Source organism: Amycolatopsis sp. lyj-84 (assembly GCF_046549075.1).
Lineage (GTDB): Bacteria > Actinomycetota > Actinomycetes > Mycobacteriales > Pseudonocardiaceae > Amycolatopsis.
On sequence record NZ_JAJPWO010000011.1, the window covers coordinates 229,702 to 248,676 of the forward strand.

An 18,975-nucleotide genomic window follows, 5' to 3' on the forward strand; every position below is an offset into this window, starting at 1 on the left:
ACGATGAGGGAACCGAGTCTGGGCCTCGAAGTGCACCAGAACAAGTTCCTGGCCGAAGGGGACCGGTCGATGACCGCGATCGTCCGCGTCGTCTCACGCGGCGGTGAAGCGCCTGTCGTCAGGACTGCCGCCGAGGTCCTGATGATCGACTGTTCCAGCTCGATGCGCTTTCCCAGCACCAAGATCGGCGAGGCCCGGCGTGCCGCGGCGGCCGCCATCGACGTCTTTCCCGACGGCGTGCGCTTCGCCGTCATCCAGGGCACCGACCGCGCGACGATGTTGTACCCGGCCGAGGGAGGCCTGGTGGCCGCGTCCGACCGGACCCGGGCGGAGGCTCGTGCGGCGGTCGAGCACCTCGCGGCGGTCGGCGGTACCGCGATGGGTGCCTGGCTCGCCAAGGCACGCGACCTTTTCGACGGCGTGCCCGACGCCGTCCGGCACGCGATCCTCCTGACCGACGGCCGCAACGATTCGCAGACCAGGGCCGACCTGATGAGCGTGCTGAACAGTTGCGAGGGCCGGTTCGTCTGCGACGCCAGAGGAATCGGCGACGGCTGGGAGCCCGCCGAACTCACCCAGATCGGCCGGGTGCTGCGCGGGAACATCGACTCCGTCGTCGAGGACGAAAAGCTCGCCGAAGACTTCCGGCAGCTCGTCGAGAGCGCGATGACGAAGGTGCTGCCCGAGGTCCGGCTGCGGATCGGCACCATGCCGTACAGCCGGCTGAGATCGGTCAAGCAGGTGTTCCCGGACGAGTACGACCTCACCGACCGGTGCGAGGAGACCGCCGTCCGCGAGGTGGAGCTCTCGCTCGGTTCGTTCGCGGGCGACGAGACACGGGACTACCAGCTGATCCTCGATCTCGATCCCGACCTCGAACCCCGGTTCGGACGGGATCGTCAGCTGGCGTGGACGGAACTGATGCCCGTTCCCGGAGTCTCGCGGGAGGAAGACGCGCTGGCGATCGCGGGGCAGTGGACTCACGACCCGATCCCGCCGACGAAGGTCGACCCGCTCGTTTCCCGGTACGCCGCCCAGAACGCGCTCAGCGAGGCGCTCGGCGCCGGCACCGAAGCCTATCTGGCAGGCGATCGTGAAACCGCCGAACGGGAGTGGCGCGACGCGTTCTCCTTGGCCACCGAGCTGGACGACGCGGACATGCTCGACAGGCTCCGCGCCGTCCTGGAGGTACTCGACGAAAAGGACTTCCTCGTGCGCGTGCGCGACGAGGTGCCACCTTCCGCCATCCTGCATCTCGTCGTCCCGTCGAGGGTTTCGAAAATCGCTTCGGCGCAGGAAGATCGGCCGATGCCCGAACCCGCCGACGTGCCGCCGGTCGCCTGTCCCGTCTGTCACGAGTTGTCTCCCGGCTGGGCGACCTTCTGCGTCGGCTGCAGGAGAGCACTCGACGGGGCGGATTCGTGACGGCGACCCGGGTGCGGCTGGTGCGGCTCCGCACCGCACTGCTGGCGCTCACCCTCGCGGTACTGGTGCTCTCGCTGTGGGCGTTCCACAGTGTCCAGAGCACCGCGGAGACCGTCCGCGACCGGACGTCGCAGGCGGTGCTCGAAGTGACCGCCGCGCGGGCCGCGCTGGTGGCCGCCGACGCCGCCGCGATCACCAGTTTCGCCTCCGGCGAGGCGAAACTCGCCGGCCCGGGGCAGGAATACTCGAATCAGCTGTCGCTGGCCAGCCAGAGCCTCGCGCGGATCGCGGAGTTCAACCAGGCCGGTGCGGCGGGCGGTAACGCGTTGCAGGTGGTGGAAAGCCAGGTCGCGGCCTACTCGGGCTCCATCGGGCAGGCCGACGTGCACTTCCGTCAGCCGGACGCCCCCGTTCTGGGCGCTGTCGACCTGTGGCACGCCTCGCGGCTGCTGCACGCCCCCGGTGGTGTCCTGGACGAGCTGGAATCGTTGCAGGCCGGGCAGCGTGAAGCCCTGGACAAGCAACTGTCGTCCACCGGGGTGAGCCTCGCGACGCTCCCGCTGTGGCTCCTGCCGGTCCTGGCCCTGCTGGTGCTGCTGGTCCTCACTCAGCTGTACCTGAAGAAACGCTTCCGCCGCGTGGCCAACGTCCCGCTGCTCGCGGCGACCGTGCTGGTCGCCGCGATCGGGGTGGCCCTGGTGTTCACCCTGGTCAGCCGCGACCGGCTGGATTCGGTGGGGGAGCGGCTCGACGGCGTCGCCACCGCCAGGGACGCGCAGATCCAGGCGGCCGACGACGCGGGCCAGCGACGGCTCGCCGACCTGCTGGGCGAGTACTGCGACGAGGAGCAGGGATGCGGCGTGACCGCCGACGAATTCCGGGTGCGGGCACGACAAGCCGGCACCGTGGAGACGGACAACACGCGAGTGGCCACGGCGGGGGCGCGGGCCGTGGCGGCCGACGCCTACGGTGCGGCCGAATCCGGCGGCCGGGAGTTCCTGATCCCGGCGGGCACCCTGCTCGCCGGCGGGCTGATCCTGCTCGGGATGCACGCCCGCGTCGAGGAATACCGGTACCGCCCGTGAAACGGTCGCTGGCCTTGATCATGGCGCTGTCGCTGCTCGCGGGCGGCTGCTCGGCGCCCGCCGACGACCGGCCGGTGGTCGTGCTCGCGTCATGGACCGACGCCGAGGAGGACGCGTTCCGGCAGGTGCTGGAAGCGTTCACGGCCGACACCGGGATCAGCCACCTCTATCAGGGCACCCGTGCCGTCGACCAGGTCCTCGCCTCGGACGTCCAGCGCGGCACGCCGCCGGACGTGGCCGTCCTGCCCAACGCCGGGGTGCTGGCGAAGTACCGGAAGTCGGGCGACCTGCTGCCGCTCGGCGACGAGCTCTCGGCCACCGTCACGCGATCCTTCAGCCCGCAATGGGTCGCCCTGCAGAAGATCGGCACCCAGGATCTCTACACGGTCGCGGTGAAGGCCGATCTCAAGAGCGTGATCTGGTACAACCCGGCCAAGCTGACCGGGATCCGCCCGACGACGTTCGAGGGCCTCCGCGCGTACTCCGCCGGGCTGACGGCCGCGGGCGGCACGCCGTGGTGTGTCGGGATGGGCGCCCCGCCCGCGTCGGGCTGGCCGGGAACCGACTGGATCGAAGACATCCTGCTGCACTCGGCGGGGCCCGAGAAGTACTGGCAATGGGCGTCCGGCAGTCTGGAGTGGACCTCTCCCGAGGTCAAACAGGCCTGGCTGGACTGGGGTTCGGTGCTCGAGGCCGCCGCGATCCGCGGCGGCGCCGCGGCCGCGCTGCTGACCGACTTCGGCGACGCGGGAAAGCCGATGTTCGCCGAACCGCCGGGCTGCGTGCTCGAACACCAGCCGTCCTTCATCATCAGCCGCTACGAGAAGGTCAAGCGGGCCGACGGGACGGTGCCGAAGCCCGGAGCCGATTTCGACTTCCTCTCCTTCCCGGGGCGCGATGTCTCCGAGGTCACCGCCGACCTCGCCGGGATGTTCCAGGACAACCCGCGCGCCAGGAAACTGATCGAGTACCTGGCTTCGGAGAAGGCACAGCGGATCTGGCCGTCCATCCCGGACGCGAGCGCGTTCTCGGTCAACCGGAATCTCGGGCTCGACGTCTACACCGACCAGGTGCGCAGGAAGGTCGCGGATACCCTCACTTCGGCCTCCGCGCTGTGCTTCGACGCCTCCGACCTGATGCCCGCGACGATGACCGGCGCCTTCTACCGCGCCGTCCTGGAATACCTGAGCAACCGGGACCGGCTGGACATCCTGCTGAGACAGCTCGACGACGTCCGGAAGAGCATCCAGCCCGGCGAGTGGTTGAAAATCCAATGTGGACAGTAAAGGAGTGCCGGTGAACGACCTGGCGCGGTTCCCGCTCGAAGGCGGCGGTTCGGTGGTCGTCGAGATCGACCCGGTCCCCGGCACCTCCCGGGTCTCCCGGCGTGACGACCTGGTCGAGGACGCCAAGGGATCGTTCGAGGCGGCGCTGGTGAACGTGAAGGACGCGGCCGCGGCGGCACTCGACACCTTCCGGTCGATGACGAGAGGGCCGGACGAGGTCGAGCTCAAGTTCGGCGTCAAGCTCACCGCGCAGGCGGGTGCGGTGATCGCGAAAACGGGGCTGGAGGGGAACTTCGAGGTCAAGCTGAAGTGGGTCCGGGACCCGGAGACCCGCTAGCGGCCGAGGCCCCGGATCAGCACCATCACCGATTCCCGGACGTCGGCCCGCGTCCGTTTCGGCTGGAACACCTGCCAGTCCAGCGCGACCACCAGCATCGTGCCGAACAATCCGGCCGCGGCCGTCTGGATCTGGACGCCGTCGGGCAGTCGCCCGGCGGCGTCCAGCCGGTGGAGTTGTTCCCGCACGATCGAGATGATCTCCTCGCGCAGCAACGTCAGCGTCTCGTGCCAGGTGCCGGGCGTGCGCCACATCTCGCTCACCAGGATCTGTGAGAAGCCGGGGTATTCGGCGATGAACTCCAGCGCACCGTCCACTTGGGACTCGATGACGTCCATCGGGTCGCCGTCGCCGGTGGCCGTGCGCAGGCGGTCCGCGAGCACGCCGACGCCGTAGCGCAGCAGTGCGTCGACGAGACCGTCTTTGCTGCCGAAGTTGTAGTAGACGGTGCCCTTGGCGACCTTCGCCTCGGCCGCGATGTCGTCCACCGTCAGCCCGACGAGGCCGCGGCTGGCGGACAGCCGCAGCGTCGCCTCGAACAACTTCTGCTTCGTCGCCTCACCCCGGGTGGTCACAACGCCAGCTCGGGTTTCAGCGCCGAAACCGTCCAGGTGCGCCGTTTCCGCGCGGCCAGCGTCGAAACCAGGATCGCGCCGACGAGGTACGCGACCAGGACACCGATGTCACCGAGGATCTTCATCGACGCGCCACTGTAGAGCAGGTGCCGGAACCCGTCGATCGCGTAACCCATCGGCAGCACGATGTGCAACGGGTACAGCGCGTCCGGGATCGTCTGCCACGGGAACGTGCCGCCCGCGCTGACCAGCTGCAGCACCAGCAGCACCAGGCCGAGGAACTTCCCGACGGCGCCGAAGAAGGCGTTGAGCGCGTGCACCACGGCGGTGAAGGTGAGCGACACCAGCACGGCGAACCCGATCGCGCCGAGCGGATGCGCGACGTCGATGCCCACCAGCCAGGTCACCGCGCCGAACAGCACGATCACCTGCGCGATCCCCAGCAGGGCCGAGGCGAGCCAGCCGCCGAGCGCGACCTTGAACGGTGATGCGCCCGCGGTCAGCGCGCGGGTGGAAAGCGGCCGCAGCAACAGGAACAGCACGAACGCGCCGATCCAGGTGGCGAGCGAGATGAAGAACGGGGCGAGGCCCGCGCCGTAGGTCCCGGCCGAGGCGACGCCGGACGAGCTGACCGCGACCGGGTCGGCGATCGTGTTGGCGGTGGCCGCGCGGGTGGGGTCGTCGGGGTTCGGGATCTCCTTGAGCCCGGCGGCGAGTCCGTCACGCAGCTGGACCGCGCCGTCGGCGAGCTGGTTCGTGCCGGTGACCGCGGACTTCTCGCCGTCGTTCAGCTTCGAAGCGCCGTCACGGATCTGGTTCGACGCGTCGGCCGCCTGTGCGATCCCGCTGGTGAGCTGCGGCGTCGCCGAGGCCAGCTGGTGCGCCCCGTCGGACACCTGGCGCGCGCCGGACGCGAGCTGGGTGAGCTGGCTGTTCGCGCCCTGGATCTTGGTGTTGGCCTGGTCCACCGGTGACCGGAGGGTGTCGAGGCGGCTCAGGATCTCCTGGACCTTCGCCTCCGGGACTTCGGCGTTCCGCAGGTCCTGCGCGAGCTGGGTGCGGTAGCCGTCGAGCTTGGCCTGGACGTCCCCGGACGCCGTTGCCGCGAGCGAGGCCGCGTCGGCGACCTTCTGGTTCCCGTCGGCGACCTGACCGGCGCCGTCGGCGAGTTTCTGCGTCTGGGCGGGCAGCTGGGCGGTACTGGATTTCAGGGTGCCGAGCCCGGTCGCCAGCTGGGAGCTGCCGGAGGCGAGCTGGGAGGCGCCGTCGGCGAGCTGCTGCTGGCCCGATTTGAGCTTGCCCGCGCCGTCGGCGAGCTGGGAAGCGCCCGTCGACGCCTCCTGGATCTTGCCGTAGATCGTGGAGAAACCGACCAGGAACTTGTCGGCCGCCTCGCTGCCGACCTTTTCCGCGATCGTCTTGCGGACCTGTTCGGCCACCTGTTTCGCGATGGTGCCCGACAGATAGTTGTTGGCGTCGTTCGTGGTCAGCGTGATCGTCGCCTGCTGGGGCTGGAAGTTGCCCGAGGACAGCAGCGCCGTGGAGAAGTCGCGCGGGATGCCGATGGCGAACGAGTAGGTGTCGTCGCGGACGCCCTTGGCGGCCTCCTCCGGGGAGACCTCGTGCCACTGGAACGTGCCGGACTTGACCAGTTCGTCGGTGACCTCACGGCCGACGTTGCGTTCCGCTCCGGCCGAGTCCTTCGCCCCGGCGTCGGAGGTGAAGACGGCGGCGGGCAGCTTGTCGAGGCGCGAGTACGGGTCGAAGTTCGCGTAGAGGTAGAAGGACGCGTAGAGCAGCGGCACCAGGACGAGCGCGGCCATGGCGAGCTTCGGCAGGGTGCCGCTGCTCAGCCGGCGCAGCTCGTTGGCGGCGATCCGGACGGGGTTCATTCCTGGTCTCCTGAAGTCTTTTCAGTCTCTTCGGTTTCGTCCGGCTCCGCCTCTGGTTCGAGAGGCGCGCAGCGCACGGGGTCGGGCTGCTCGAGGGCGCCGCAGAGGGCGGGCGTCTCCGGCAGGGCCGAAACCGGGGTGGTGGCGGTCAGCACGATGACGGCGAGGCCGCGTTCGGCGTGCTCGCGGGCGAGCCGGGCCCAGCTGCCGACGTCGCTGGTGTGCCTGTCGGGGGTGTCGAGCACGAGGACGCCGACGTCCTTGCGGCCCGCGGCGAGCGCGGTGAGCAGCCGGGTGCGCGTCACCGCGGCGATGTTTTCGAAGCGGGTGGTGGCGAAGGCGGCGGCGTCGTGCTCGGCCAGCCAGCTCGCGACGGCGGCCTTGTTCGACGGCCGCTTCGCCAGTTCGAGTTCCTCCCCGACGACGACCTGCAGCGACAGCGCGCCGTCCGGCTCGCTCACGCCGGGCGCGTCGACGACCGCCACGACCTTGTGCGGGTCGCCGCCCTCGACGGTCACCGTCCCGGTGGCGGGCTTGAGTCTGCCCGCCAGCGCCAGCCCGAAGGCCGTGACGCCCACTCCTGGCTCGCCGTGCACGATCGCCAGCTCACCACCCGAAACGGTGAGTGAAGTAGGCGACAGCAACGTGCCGTGGGGTCCGGTGACGGACACCCTGTCGGCTTGAACCCGCACGAAGAACTCCCAGGTCGGTGACTCGCGGAACTTTTGAACTGACTGGTCAGTTCAAAAGTTAGCCCTGACCTGGGAGGTGCACAACCGCGCGGGGCCCACGTCACACGCAAGGGTGACGAAACCACCGCAAACCGGACGGTTAGCGCTGCTTTTCGACTAGCGCAGGGCCGAAGCGGGGTGGACCTCCCAGGACGTCCACAGTGGACGATAACCCTGCCGGTGCCAGAACACCGAAGAAAGCGGGTTGGTCGGGTTGTAGTAGAGGTAGGTGCCGTCCGCGCCGTCGGCGGAGAACTCTTGGTGCACCACGGACATCAAGGTCCGCCCGAGTCCGTTCCCGCGCAGGCCGGGCACGGTGACGACGTTGTTGACGTAGCCCCAGCGGCCGTAGGGGAGGAGTTCCGCCTCGGCCGACCCCGGTGACGACGTGATCCAAGCGGCGTGCGCGAACGCGACGGCCGCCCCCTCCCGCTCGGCGAGCCACAGCAGCGGGGTGTCCTTGCCGAGGGCCCGTTCCAGGGCTGGGGCGAGCAGTTCGGCGGCGTTCGAGCGCTGCCGGGTGGCGACCTGGCCGATGTAGTCGTGCGTCGACACGGCCATCGCGAGCACTTCCTCGAAGTCCTCCGTCCGTGCCCGGCGGATGGTCACCCCGTCGTCGGCCGCGGCGTCGGGGTGGCAGCCGGTGCGCACGGCGAGCGCGGACATCGGCACCAGCCCGTGGTCGAGGAAGGCGCGGATCGCCTCGGCGTCCCGGCTCGGCCAATTGACCACGCAGGACGAATCCTCACCGGGGGATTCGGCGTCCATCCACGTCCGCCACGCGCGCAGCAGCACGTCCATGCCCTCGGTACCGGTGTTCCCGATGAACGGGAAGAGCTGGCGCACGTCGGCGGCGGACCAGAGCAGGGGGATGTCGTCCGGGCCGTGCAACTGCCGCTGGACCACGCCGGTGACCTGGACGCCCGCCGCCGTCGCGGCGTCCACCCGTTCGCCGGCGACCGGGGCGGGGGCGGCTTCGGGCAGCAGCCGGTCGACCGCCGCGAACCGTGCCCGGTGCGCGTCGAACAGCGTCTTTTCGATTTCCATCCCGCCCCCAGGGTCGACCGCGCCGGTCACCGCTACCGCAGGGCACTGGCGGGGCTCGCCGCCCACGTCGTCCACAGAGGACGATAACCCTGCCGGTGCCAGAACACCGGGGAAAGCGGATTGGCCGGATTGTACGAGACGAAGGTACCGCGCGACGACGGAGAGAACAGCTCGTCGTGTGCCACGGCGGTCAGCGCGCGCCCGATCCCGCGCCCCCGCGCGGCGGCGGTGACCGCGAGCGTGCCGACGTAGCCCCACTCGCCGGGCGGCAGCCGTCCCGCGAGCGCGTCGCCCGCGACCGGGGAGCGCTTTCCGCCGGTCACGATCCCCACCGTGACGCCTTCCTCTTCGGCGATCCAGACGCGGCCGCCGAACTGCAGTCCGCGCCGGACCTCCTCGGCGAGCAGGGCCCTGGCCCCGGGGCGGACGACGCCGTGGCCGACGAACGAGGTGTAGCGAAGTTCTTCGAACCGCAGCGCGACGATCTCCTCCAGGTCGCCGCCGGAGGATTCCCGGACGGTTACGCCGGGCACGGCGTGCGCCTCGCCCAGTGCGGGCGCGCGGACGGCCAGCGCGAGTTGCGGCGCGAGCCCGTGGTCGAGCAGGGCCCGCGTGACCACGACGTCACGGCTGGGCCAGGTGACCGTGCACGACGAATCGGGTTCGGGGTCGGCGAGCGCGATCCGCTCGCGCCAGGCGGAGAGCAGCGCGCTCATGCCCGCGCCGGCGTCGCGGGGCAGGATCGCGGTGAGGATCTGCAGGTGCGCCGGGCTCCAGAGCCGTTGCCAGGAGCCCGTCGCGAACCGCACGTGCGCGATCGTCCCGGCGGCGCCGCCCGCTTCGACGGGCTCGCCGGGCGGGAGCGGCGGCGGTGACGGGAGCAGCGGGTCGAGCGCGGCGAACCGCGCTCGCTGCAGCGCCGCCGTCGAGGTCATCCCCGCTGGGTGCAGAAGATCGCGGTACCGGGGAAGAGCTTGCCGCGCAGCGGGCTCCACTGCCCCCAGGTGCGGGAGTGGCCCTCCGGCCAGGCGGGCTCGATGAGATCCGTCAGCGCGAAACCCGCGTCGGCGAGCGCGCGGACGTAGTCGCCGAGGGTGCGGTGGTACTCGACGTAGGTCGCGACGCCCTCCTCGTCGACCTCGACGTAGGGCGTGCGGTCGAAATACGGCTGGGTGACGGTGAGGCCCTGCGGCCCGGGGTCGTCGGGGAAGATCCAGCGCATCGGATGGGTCACCGAGAACACCCAGCGGGAACCCGGCCGGAGCACCCGGTGGACTTCGGCGAACACGACGTCCACCGACGCCACGAACGGGATCGCGCCGAAGGCCGAGCACGCCGCGTCGAAGCTCGCGTCGGCGAAGGGGAGCGACTCCGCCGTCGCCTGCACGAGCGGGACGGCGGGACCGGTCCGCTCGTTGCCCTCCCTCGCGTGGCGGAGCATGCCCGCCGACAGGTCGGTCGCCACCGCTTCGGCACCCTGCGCGGCGAGCCAGCGCGAGGACGCCGCTTGCCCGCAGCCGACCTCGAGGATCCGCTTGCCGCCGACTTCACCCAGGAGCGCGACGTCGGCCTCGCGGACGCCCTCCGGGCACCAGACGAAGTCCGCGTCGCCGAGGAACCCGCCGTGGGTCGCTTGGTAGTCGTCGGCGTCGGCGTCCCACCACGCCAGGTTCGCGGCCGTCGCCTCGGGCGCCGAGACCGCCCGATAGGCGACCCCCGCGGTGCCGAGCCGCTCCTCGGCCTGCGCGTGCCTTTCGGCCTCCGGCTGCTGCTCGGTGGCGGACTGCTGACTCAAACCGATATCCTTTCCCCAGGTCAGGGCTTCGCGGGACAGCTTATCCGCCCGGCGTGATCGCGGTAGCCACCCTGATTGTGCCGTGTACAGGGGGCCGCGTAGGATATCTGTTAGCGCAGTGGGTTCGCGCTACTCTTTCCCCCGGTTCGCTCAGCGTCCGGGTCAGGGGGTCGCGTACCGGATGCGGTGATGCTCGCGGTCGTTCCCTGTGGACGTTTGCAGACGTGGTCGCCTCATGCCGGAAGAGCCCATGGTGCCCTAACCGCAAACCCACTACTTCCCATCCACCGGAGCAACCCGCCTAATGACGACCGACACCGCCACCGCCCCGACCGCCCCCACTGGGGCCCCGCAGGTCGCTATCAACGACATCGGGTCGGAGGAAGATTTCCTCGCAGCGATCGACAAGACGATCAAGTACTTCAACGATGGCGACATCGTCGAAGGAACCATCGTCAAGGTTGACCGTGACGAGGTCCTGCTCGACATCGGCTACAAGACCGAGGGTGTCATCCCCTCGCGTGAGCTCTCCATCAAGCACGATGTCGACCCGGCTGAGGTTGTCACCGTCGGCGATGAGGTCGAAGCCCTGGTCCTCCAGAAGGAGGACAAGGAAGGCCGTCTGATCCTGTCCAAGAAGCGTGCGCAGTACGAGCGCGCCTGGGGCACGATCGAGGAGCTCAAGGAGAAGGACGAGCCCGTCAAGGGCACCGTCATCGAGGTCGTCAAGGGCGGCCTCATCCTGGACATCGGCCTCCGTGGCTTCCTGCCCGCGTCGCTGGTCGAGATGCGCCGTGTGCGCGACCTGCAGCCGTACGTGGGCCGTGAGCTCGAGGCGAAGATCATCGAGCTGGACAAGAACCGCAACAACGTGGTCCTGTCCCGCCGTGCCTACCTGGAGCAGACCCAGTCCGAGGTGCGCAGCGAGTTCCTCAACGCGCTCGCCAAGGGTCAGGTCCGCAAGGGCGTCGTGTCGTCCATCGTCAACTTCGGTGCCTTCGTGGACCTGGGTGGCGTCGACGGCCTGGTGCACGTCTCCGAGCTGTCCTGGAAGCACATCGACCACCCGTCCGAGGTCGTCGAGGTCGGTCAGGAGGTCACGGTCGAGGTTCTGGACGTCGACATGGACCGCGAGCGCGTCTCGCTGTCGCTGAAGGCGACCCAGGAAGACCCGTGGCGTCAGTTCGCCCGCACCCACGCGATCGGCCAGATCGTGCCGGGCAAGGTCACCAAGCTCGTTCCGTTCGGTGCGTTCGTGCGCGTCGAAGAGGGCATCGAGGGCCTGGTGCACATCTCCGAGCTGGCCGAGCGCCACGTGGAGATCCCGGAGCAGGTCGTCCAGGTCAACGGCGACGTGATGGTCAAGGTCATCGACATCGACCTCGAGCGTCGTCGCATCTCGCTGTCGCTGAAGCAGGCGAACGAGGGCGTCACGCCGGAGACCGAGTTCGACCCCACTCAGTACGGCATGGCCGCCGAGTACGACACCGAGGGGAACTACATCTACCCCGAGGGCTTCGACCCGGACACCCAGGAGTGGCAGGACGGCTTCGACAAGCAGCGTGAGGAGTGGGAGCGTCAGTACGCCGAGGCTCACACCCGCTACGAGGCTCACATGAAGCAGGTCGTCAAGGCCGCCGAGGCCGACGCCGAGGCAGCCGCCGACGCCGCGACCGGTGTCACCAGCAGCAGCAGCGACTCGGGCGAGCAGAGCTACACCTCCGCTCCGGCCGAGGCCAAGAGCGGTGGCACGCTGGCCAGCGACGAGCAGCTCGCGGCTCTCCGCGAGAAGCTGTCGGGCGGCGCGTGATCCAGGCGCTCAGCCACTAGCTGACAGACAGCGGCCCCGGTCCATCACGGACCGGGGCCGCTGTCTTTTCCGCGTTTCGTCCTCTGGATGTGGTCCTTGCACGCGCAACTACCGCAAGTAGAGGACTACTTGCGGTGCGGGGTGGGACGGGGTCAGGAGGTGGCGGGCCGGACGGCCGGAACCCAGATGCGTTCGAGCGCCGCGGCGCGGGCCTTGCGGCGGAGCCCGGCAAAGCTGTGCCTGGCGGGGACCATGAGCGCGCTCAGCCAGGTGCGCCGGTATTCGGCGAGGGCTTCGGCCACGGGACGATGGAGGACACAGTGCACCAGGCCCGGCGATCCGAGCCGGTGCCTTCCAGTGTGCTTGCCGTCTGCCATCGTTCCTCCGTGTGGGCTACCTTCGCCGCGCACGGTACGCAATCGAGGCCCCAAATCCGCGTAACCGACCGGCGTGTCACTCGAAATGGTTGAGTCGCGCGTCACGATGATCTTGCCTTTTGCACCTGTCTGTGCCGGATGTACCCATCGCGTGACCCTCGGCGGTCGTCCCAGGTGACGCCACTAGGCTGATCGTCATGCTGCGTGTGGGCCTGACCGGCGGGATCGGCGCCGGAAAATCGACGGTGGCGAACCGGCTTTCCGAGCACGGTGCCGTCCCCATCGACTCCGACAAGATCGCCAGGGAGGTCGTCGAACCGGGGACACCCGGGCTCGCCGAGCTCGTCGAAGCGTTCGGGGACGACATCCTCGCGTCCGACGGTTCGCTCGATCGCGCCGCGCTCGCCGCCAAGGCGTTCGCCGACGAGGAGTCCCGCAAACGGCTGAACTCGATCGTCCACCCGAGGGTCGGCGCGCGCACGGCCGAGTTGATGGCGGGAGCGGCGCCGGACGCGATCATCGTCCATGACATCCCGCTGCTGGTCGAAGGCGGCCTCGCGCCGATGTACCACCTCGTCGTGATGGTCGACGCGCCGGAAGAGGTCCGGGTCCGCCGCCTGGTCGAGGCGCGGGGGATGGCCGAGACCGACGCGCGCGCCAGGATCAAGGCGCAGGCCACGACCGATCAGCGCCGGGCGGTGGCCGACGTCTGGTTCGACAACAGCGGAGCGCCCGACATCGTGCTCGCCGACGTCGACGCACTGTGGGCGGACAGGCTGACCCCGTTCGAGGCGAACGTGCGGCTCCGCAAGCCGCGGGCGCCGATGTCGCCGAAGATCGCCCAGTACGACCAGACGTGGCCCGCGCAGGCCGAACGGGCACTCGCGCGGATCCGTATGGTGGTGGGGGACAAGGCCGTGCGGGTCGACCACATCGGTTCGACGTCGGTGCCGGGGCTGCCCGCCAAGGACATCCTCGACCTCCAGCTGACCGTGTCCACTTTGGACAAGGCCGACGAGCTGTCCGAAGCGCTGTCCGACGCCGGGTTCCCGCGCGCGGAGGGCGAGTGGTTCGACGACGCGCACGGCGAAGAAGGCACCTGGCCGAAACGGTTCCACTTCGGTGGCGACCCGCGCCGTCCGGTCAACCTGCACGTCCGCTCCCAGGAGACGCCGGCCTGGCGGCTCGCGCTGCTGTTCCCGGAGTGGCTGCGCCGCAACTCCGACGAGCGTGACGCCTACGCCGCGGTCAAGAACGCCATGGCCGCGAAGCACGCCGGCGACGGGACCGTCGAGCGGTACACCGACGAGAAGCAGGTCTGGGTCGACGCGGCCTTCGCGCGGGCCGACGCGTGGGCCGCGTCGGTGGGCTGGACGCCGTAGGTCACACGCGGAATTCCCGCAGGCCGGGCCACGCCGTCGCCCAGGATTCGGTGTGGCCGGTGACCAGCCAGATCGGCATCCCGCGGCTCACGTTGCGGACACCGAGCTCGTTGTCGACGTGGGAAACGATCCGGGCTTCGGTGAACGAACGCAGCAGCCGCGCCGGATCGGGCCCGACGAACAGCACGCTGTCCGCGGTCTCGGGCGGGCGGCCGAAGTACCAGAAGCCCCGGCTGGGGCTGTATACGGCGGGCAGTCCGTAGTCGGCGCCGTACCGGTCCAGCGCCCCGGCCTGCCAGTACCCGGCCGTGACGAGCGTGGTGCGCGCTCGCTGCTCCGGCGGGAGCCGGTGATAGGCGTCCGCGACCGAACGGGCGAGGTCCGGCCAGCCGATCTCCTCCAGCGCGTACGCCGGACGCGGGACCTCGCGGCCTTCCGCGAGCCAGGTGGCGGGCCAGACCGGCAGCGCGTACGGAAGGGTGTACAGCGCGGAAAGCAGGAGCACCGGCCAGGTCGGGATCCAGCGGAACCACAGTGACGGCTTCAGCTGTCCGAAGTGGACGGCCGCGCCCGCCCACAGGACGCCGAACATGCCCGCTGCGTAGTAGTACCGGCCGTTGGACAGGATGAACAGCGCGATCACCCCGACGGCGGTCCAGCCGAGGAAACGGTACTCGCGCGACTTGGCCGAGAACAGCAGCACCCCGAGTCCATAAAGGACGCCCACGACACCGATGCCGAGCCCGGCCCCGGTCAGCAGGGCGGGCAGGAACCCGGCGCGGCCGCTCCAGCCGCCGGTGGTCTCGTGCGCGATGACGTCGCCCATCTCCAGTTGCGGCCAGCCGTTCGCGGCCTGCCACCACAGCGTGGGCACGAGCGACACCGCGGCGATCCCCGCGCCGAGCCAGAGTTTCGGCCTGCGCAAGAGATCCCGGGGTCCGAAGATGAGGATCGCGACCCCGGCGGCGACCCAGAACGTCGCGACGAGGAGCTTGACGTTCAGCGCGACGGCGGTGGCCACGCCCAGCCACAGCAACAGGTTGTCGTCACGCGTCCGCATCCACCGCACGAGCAGCCACGCGATGAGCGCCCACAAGGCCGGGTCGATCGTCGAGGTCGCCAGGTAGTGCCCGCTCCCGATGAACTGCCCGCAGATCGCGTACGCGGCGGCCGCACGGGTCTGCGCCCGGCGGTCGCCGCCCATCTCGTAGGCGATGAGCCCGGTGAACACGACCCCCGCGGCCGTCGCGAGGACGGCGGGGAGCCGGAACACGAAGACGTTGCCCGGCGCGAGCCAGTCCATCAGCATCGCCAGGAAGGGGAGCACCGGCGGCTGATCGGCGTAACCCCAGGTCAGCCGCTTGCCCGCGGAGAGGAAGTACAGTTCGTCGCCGAAGTAGCCGTACCGCCACGCCGTCGCCAGCAGGACCGCCGCGGTCGCGGCGGCGAGCAGCGCCACCGGGAGCCGGGCGAACGCCGTGCCGGACGCGGTCGGTGTTTCGGCCGCGCTGGCGGCTTCCATCCATTCCTCGCAGATCCTTCGGGTGCCGGTCCTCTCGCACCCTAGCCGCCACCGGCGCGACACGTCGGTCGTGAAAGGACCGGTGAGACTCAGAAGCCCCAGTCCGTGAGTCTCGGCCACACCTCGTCCCACGTCCCGTTCCGGCCCGTGGCCAGCCAGATCTTCATGCCCTGACTCGAATTCGGCACCCCGGCACGGTTGTCGAGCGCGCCGACCTCGCGCACCTGCGTGAAGTACGGCACAAGCACCGAAGCGTCGTTCCCGACGAACAGGACGTCCCGTGCCGATTCCGGCGGCCGCGGGAAAGTCGCGTAGCCGCGGTTCGGGCTCGACGGCGACGGAAGCCCCAGCTCCGGTCCATAGTGGTCGATGGCACTGGCCTGCCAGTACTTCGCCGCGATGACGCCCGTGCGAGACGGGTCGGGAACGGCGCGGTACGCCCCCGCCACCGACTCCGTGATCTCCCGCCAGCCGATCTCCTCGTCGGCGAGGAGCGGCCGCGCCCAGGCCGGGGTGCTCGCGACCGACGACTGCGGGAGGATCGGAAGCGTCTGCGGAATCGTGACCACCGCCGCCAGGACGTAGACCGGCCAGGTGGCGATCCAGCGCCAGTACTTCGACGCCTGGCCCGCTTCGATCTCCACCGCGGCGGCCGCGAACAGCGGGGCGAACATCCCGGCCGCGTAGTAGTAACGCCCGTTCGCCAGCAGGAACAGGGCGAGTACGCCGAGCGCGGTCCAGCCGAGGAACCGGTACGGCCGCAGGCGTTCGGAGCGCAGCAGCCGCCACAGCCCGTAACAGACGAGGACCATCCCCACCGGGACGCCCGCGCTCATCACCAGCGTCGGAACGAACGTGGCCCGCCCGCCCCAGCCCGCCGAAACCTCCTGGGAGATCGCGGCGCCCATCGTCAGCTGCGGCCAGCCGTTCGCGGCCTGCCAGACGAGCGTGGGGGTGATCATCGCGACGGCGATCAGCGCGCCGAACCAGAGCGCCGGACGGCGGAGGAGATCGCGCGGCCCGAAGACCACCGCGGCGGCCAGCGCGACGACCCAGAACGCCCCGATGAGGAACTTCGTGTTCAGCGCGAACCCGGTCACTACGCCGCTCCAGAGCAGGAGGCCGTCCGCGCGGGTCCGGGTCCACCGGACGAGCAGCCAGATCAGCAGCGTCCACAGGAACGGGTCGAGGGTGCTGGTCGCCAGGTAGTGCCCGCCGCCGAGCATCTGGACGGACACCGCGAAGGTCGCCGCCGCGATCACCTGCGCCCGGCGGCCGCCGCCCAGTTCCCTGGCGATCAACGCGGTCAGCACGACTCCGGCGACCATCGCCAGCGTCGCCGGGATCCGCAGGACGAAGGGTGAACCGGCGCCGAACGCGTCCATCAGCCGGGCCAGGAGCGGCAACAGCGGCGGCTGGTCGGCATACCCCCAGTCCAGATGCCGGCCCGCCGCCAGGAAGTACAGCTCGTCGCCGAAGTAGCCGTAGCGACCGGCCGTCGCCGTGAGCACCGCCCCCATCGCCCCGGCGATCGCGAGCACCGGCGTCCTGGCGAACGGCGCGACCTCCGCGCGTTCTCGTTCCCTGTGCCGCTCTCGGAGTCCCTCGGCCTCGACGACCACGGGTATCCGCCCCCTCTCGATCGGTTTCGCTGATGATCGAGGGTCCCGTGAGGCAACTCCTCCGGTAATCGTCCGGCCGGTCAGGGGCCGTTCATCCTAGGGATGAGTCAGGATCAACCGATCGGTGGATGTGGACCGGTCAATGCCGCCGCCAGCCGAGCGTGATGTCCTTTGTGGACAGCCAGTGGCGCAGGTCGTGACCGTGGGCGGCCAGCCCGTCCACGGTCGTGTGGCTGACGCCGAGCGCGCGTTCGCCGTCGGCGGCGGAGAGCAGCCCGGTGGTGACCGCGGCGAGGAGTTCGTCGGTGTCGATCACCTCGACGGACTTCTTGTCCCGCAGGACGAGGTCGAGATACAGGTCGGTGGCGACCCAGACGCCGTCTTCACGACGGATGTCGACGACGTCGAGGTAGAAGTCCTGATCGCGTTCGTGGCCGGGGTTGAACCAGAAGTCGGTGATCCGCAGGCCGAGATCCGGCAGCAGCCAGGACTCGAGGTAGCGGAACTGCTTCCGCCCCGGAGCCGGTCGCGCCATGTAGAGGCCGAAGGGCTCCTCGCGGTATTCCTCGACGTCCCTCACGACGCCCTTGGGATCCGTGTTGGTCTTCGCGGCCGGATCGAAGTACTCGACCTTGGGCGGGTGCAGCGCGGTCATGCGCCCATCTTGGAAGGCCCCGGCGTCCGCGGCCACCACCCAACCGGGTGGACGATCACGGTTTCGTGCTTTCCCCGGAGTAAGGCGCCGGGGGCGGATAGGGTGCGCTGGTTCCGCCATAGGGGTGAGTGGGAGACAACGCATGTTCGGGATCATCAGGCCGTGCCGCCATCGGCTCTCCGCGGGTCTGCACGCGGATTGGCTCGCTCATCTCTGCGGTCTTTGCCTGGCGTTGCGCGACGAACACGGACATCTCGCCCGAATGGTGACGAACTATGACGGCTTGATCATCTCGGCGCTCGTCGAAGCCCAGTCGCCGCGTGCGGAGGGACGGCGCGACGCCGGTCCTTGTCCGCTTCGGGCGATGAAGGGAACGTCGGTCGCGAAGGGGGATGGTGCCCAGCTCGCGGCGGCGGTCTCCCTCGTGCTGGCTTCGGCCAAGATCAGTGACCACGTCGAGGACCGTGACGGCGCCTTCGCGCGGCGCTCCGTCGCTCTCGCCGCGAGGCGGGTGGCGACGCGCTGGGCGGACCAGGGGAGCCGCACGGGCATCAGAGTCGGGTTCGACACGGCGGTCCTCACTGAGGCCGTCGACAGGCAGGGCGAGATCGAACGCGCCGTCAGTCTCGGTGATTCGGCCGTGCTCGCCACCGAACCCGCCGAACTGGCGACTTCGGCCGCGTTCGCGCACACCGCCGTGCTGGCCGGGCGTCCGGAGAACGCCGCGCCGCTGGCCGAGGCCGGTCGCCTGTTCGGCAGGGCCGCGCATCTGCTCGACGCCGTCGAAGATCTCGCCGTGGACGAGGCCGCCGGTGCCTGGAACCCGCTGACGGCCACCGGGACCGGGCTCGCCGAGGCGCGGCGGCTGTGCGACGACGCCGTGTTCGGTGTCGAACTCGCCCTTCGCGAGGTGAGGTTCGATCAGCCCAAGCTGGTGCACGCGTTGCTGGTGCACGAACTGCGTCAGGCGGTGCGGCGGGCCTTCGGGCACGGATCCCAGCAGCCCCCGCCGGGGTGGATCGGTCCCGGACCTCGGCCGCAACAGCATCCGCATCAGCCGTATCCGGCTCACCAGGGCGGTTACCAGCCGCCGCCTCCGCCGCCGGGCGCTCCCGGTGGTGGAGGCCCGCCCCAGGAGCCGCCCAAGCAGAAGCGGAAGCACGGCGGCCCGCCGACCGACGGTCAGGGTGGTTGCTGCTGGACGCCGAAGTTCCGGGTGCCCGCCCGGCCGAGGGGGTTCTTCTTCGGCTGCGCGGTGGCGACCTACATGTGCTGCTCGTGCCAGTTCTGCTGCCGGGACCCGTTCCCGGGGGCATGGAGCGGGAAGCCGCACGAGGCCTGGTGCAACAACTGTGACGGTTGTGACTGCTGTAACTGCTGTGACTGTTCCTGTTGAGCCGACCAGGCGAAACGGAAACTGTCGGACCCAGCGCC

General features: G+C 70.0%; 17 protein-coding genes. 7 read left to right on the forward strand and 10 right to left on the reverse strand.

Annotated features, from left to right (window positions below; all coding sequences use genetic code 11):
• Positions 1 to 3: 3 nt before the first annotated feature.
• From ACLJRM_RS30610 to ACLJRM_RS30625, 4 genes are read left to right on the forward strand one after another with little or no spacing between them, the layout of a single operon-like run.
• Positions 4 to 1,425 carry a VWA domain-containing protein gene (locus ACLJRM_RS30610; protein ID WP_410665025.1) on the forward strand — a complete coding sequence of 474 codons (1,422 nt, stop codon included), beginning with the start codon at positions 4 to 6 and terminating at the stop codon, positions 1,423 to 1,425.
• On the forward strand, positions 1,422 to 2,510 hold the full coding sequence (locus tag ACLJRM_RS30615) for a hypothetical protein (protein WP_410599212.1): 1,089 nt from the start codon (positions 1,422 to 1,424) through the stop codon (positions 2,508 to 2,510). Before ACLJRM_RS30610 ends, ACLJRM_RS30615 begins: the two co-directional genes overlap by 4 nt.
• Positions 2,507 to 3,796, forward strand: a complete 1,290-nt coding sequence (locus tag ACLJRM_RS30620; protein ID WP_101608833.1) for an ABC transporter substrate-binding protein — start codon at positions 2,507 to 2,509, stop codon at positions 3,794 to 3,796. The genes ACLJRM_RS30615 and ACLJRM_RS30620 overlap by 4 nt, the downstream gene beginning before the upstream one ends.
• Positions 3,797 to 3,806: 10 nt before the next feature.
• Positions 3,807 to 4,133 (forward strand): CU044_2847 family protein, encoded by a 327-nt coding sequence (locus ACLJRM_RS30625; RefSeq protein ID WP_410665026.1) that lies wholly within the window; start codon positions 3,807 to 3,809, stop codon positions 4,131 to 4,133.
• On the opposite strand, the gene ACLJRM_RS30630 is transcribed toward ACLJRM_RS30625, so the two are convergent.
• The 6 genes from ACLJRM_RS30630 to ACLJRM_RS30655 all read right to left on the reverse strand — a co-directional run bounded on the left by ACLJRM_RS30630 (position 4,130) and on the right by ACLJRM_RS30655 (position 10,173).
• Positions 4,130 to 4,708, reverse strand: a complete 579-nt coding sequence (locus ACLJRM_RS30630; RefSeq protein WP_101608832.1) for a TetR/AcrR family transcriptional regulator — start codon at positions 4,706 to 4,708, stop codon at positions 4,130 to 4,132. The two genes, ACLJRM_RS30625 and ACLJRM_RS30630, sit on opposite strands and share 4 nt — an antisense overlap.
• Positions 4,705 to 6,600, reverse strand: a complete 1,896-nt coding sequence (locus tag ACLJRM_RS30635) for a YhgE/Pip family protein (protein WP_410599209.1) — start codon at positions 6,598 to 6,600, stop codon at positions 4,705 to 4,707. The genes ACLJRM_RS30630 and ACLJRM_RS30635 overlap by 4 nt, the downstream gene beginning before the upstream one ends.
• Positions 6,597 to 7,292: an ABC transporter ATP-binding protein gene (locus tag ACLJRM_RS30640; RefSeq protein WP_101608830.1), complete on the reverse strand. Its 696-nt coding sequence runs from the start codon at positions 7,290 to 7,292 to the stop codon at positions 6,597 to 6,599. Before ACLJRM_RS30640 ends, ACLJRM_RS30635 begins: the two co-directional genes overlap by 4 nt.
• A 156-nt stretch (positions 7,293 to 7,448) precedes the next feature.
• Complete coding sequence (locus ACLJRM_RS30645; RefSeq protein ID WP_101608829.1) at positions 7,449 to 8,378, reverse strand: GNAT family N-acetyltransferase; 930 nt, start codon at positions 8,376 to 8,378, stop codon at positions 7,449 to 7,451.
• Positions 8,379 to 8,410: 32 nt separating this feature from the next.
• Positions 8,411 to 9,313 (reverse strand): GNAT family N-acetyltransferase, encoded by a 903-nt coding sequence (locus ACLJRM_RS30650; protein ID WP_101608828.1) that lies wholly within the window; start codon positions 9,311 to 9,313, stop codon positions 8,411 to 8,413.
• Entirely contained in the window at positions 9,310 to 10,173 is an 864-nt protein-coding gene (locus ACLJRM_RS30655) for a class I SAM-dependent methyltransferase (RefSeq protein ID WP_101608827.1), read from the reverse strand. Before ACLJRM_RS30655 ends, ACLJRM_RS30650 begins: the two co-directional genes overlap by 4 nt.
• Before the next feature lie 304 nt (positions 10,174 to 10,477).
• Here ACLJRM_RS30655 and rpsA point away from each other — a divergent pair, with 304 nt between their 5' ends.
• The gene (gene rpsA / locus ACLJRM_RS30660; protein ID WP_101608826.1) at positions 10,478 to 11,983 is read left to right on the forward strand and encodes a 30S ribosomal protein S1; all 1,506 of its coding nucleotides are present in this window, start codon (positions 10,478 to 10,480) and stop codon (positions 11,981 to 11,983) included.
• A gap of 152 nt (positions 11,984 to 12,135) precedes the next feature.
• Here rpsA and ACLJRM_RS30665 read toward each other — a convergent pair whose 3' ends face one another.
• A complete protein-coding gene (locus ACLJRM_RS30665; RefSeq protein WP_101608825.1) occupies positions 12,136 to 12,360 on the reverse strand; it encodes a hypothetical protein in 225 nt (74 codons plus the stop codon).
• Positions 12,361 to 12,557: 197 nt separating this feature from the next.
• Here ACLJRM_RS30665 and coaE point away from each other — a divergent pair, with 197 nt between their 5' ends.
• Positions 12,558 to 13,742, forward strand: a complete 1,185-nt coding sequence (coaE, locus tag ACLJRM_RS30670) for a dephospho-CoA kinase (protein WP_101608824.1) — start codon at positions 12,558 to 12,560, stop codon at positions 13,740 to 13,742.
• Position 13,743: 1 nt separating this feature from the next.
• Here coaE and ACLJRM_RS30675 read toward each other — a convergent pair whose 3' ends face one another.
• The 3 genes from ACLJRM_RS30675 to ACLJRM_RS30685 all read right to left on the reverse strand — a co-directional run bounded on the left by ACLJRM_RS30675 (position 13,744) and on the right by ACLJRM_RS30685 (position 17,541).
• Complete coding sequence (locus ACLJRM_RS30675) at positions 13,744 to 15,264, reverse strand: ArnT family glycosyltransferase (protein WP_410665027.1); 1,521 nt, start codon at positions 15,262 to 15,264, stop codon at positions 13,744 to 13,746.
• A gap of 89 nt (positions 15,265 to 15,353) precedes the next feature.
• Positions 15,354 to 16,886, reverse strand: a complete 1,533-nt coding sequence (locus ACLJRM_RS30680) for an ArnT family glycosyltransferase (RefSeq protein ID WP_410665028.1) — start codon at positions 16,884 to 16,886, stop codon at positions 15,354 to 15,356.
• Between the two features lie 139 nt (positions 16,887 to 17,025).
• Positions 17,026 to 17,541, reverse strand: a complete 516-nt coding sequence (locus ACLJRM_RS30685) for a DUF402 domain-containing protein (RefSeq protein WP_101608821.1) — start codon at positions 17,539 to 17,541, stop codon at positions 17,026 to 17,028.
• A gap of 142 nt (positions 17,542 to 17,683) precedes the next feature.
• On the opposite strand from ACLJRM_RS30685, the gene ACLJRM_RS30690 reads away from it, so the two are divergent.
• Positions 17,684 to 18,937 carry a DUF5685 family protein gene (locus ACLJRM_RS30690; protein ID WP_410665029.1) on the forward strand — a complete coding sequence of 418 codons (1,254 nt, stop codon included), beginning with the start codon at positions 17,684 to 17,686 and terminating at the stop codon, positions 18,935 to 18,937.
• The last annotated feature ends 38 nt before the right edge of the window (positions 18,938 to 18,975 follow it).

Bases quoted from the DNA above. Each gene is read 5' to 3' on its own strand.
- ACLJRM_RS30610 (WP_410665025.1), top strand. From the start codon at position 4: ATGAGGGAACCGAGTCTGGGCCTCGAAGTGCACCAGAACAAGTTCCTG.
- ACLJRM_RS30635 (WP_410599209.1), bottom strand. From the start codon at position 6,600: ATGAACCCCGTCCGGATCGCCGCCAACGAGCTGCGCCGGCTGAGCAGC.
- ACLJRM_RS30645 (WP_101608829.1), bottom strand. From the start codon at position 8,378: ATGGAAATCGAAAAGACGCTGTTCGACGCGCACCGGGCACGGTTCGCG.
- ACLJRM_RS30650 (WP_101608828.1), bottom strand. From the start codon at position 9,313: ATGACCTCGACGGCGGCGCTGCAGCGAGCGCGGTTCGCCGCGCTCGAC.
- rpsA (WP_101608826.1), top strand. From the start codon at position 10,478: ATGACGACCGACACCGCCACCGCCCCGACCGCCCCCACTGGGGCCCCG.
- ACLJRM_RS30665 (WP_101608825.1), bottom strand. From the start codon at position 12,360: ATGGCAGACGGCAAGCACACTGGAAGGCACCGGCTCGGATCGCCGGGC.
- coaE (WP_101608824.1), top strand. From the start codon at position 12,558: ATGCTGCGTGTGGGCCTGACCGGCGGGATCGGCGCCGGAAAATCGACG.
- ACLJRM_RS30675 (WP_410665027.1), bottom strand. From the start codon at position 15,264: ATGGAAGCCGCCAGCGCGGCCGAAACACCGACCGCGTCCGGCACGGCG.
- ACLJRM_RS30685 (WP_101608821.1), bottom strand. From the start codon at position 17,541: ATGACCGCGCTGCACCCGCCCAAGGTCGAGTACTTCGATCCGGCCGCG.
- ACLJRM_RS30690 (WP_410665029.1), top strand. From the start codon at position 17,684: ATGTTCGGGATCATCAGGCCGTGCCGCCATCGGCTCTCCGCGGGTCTG.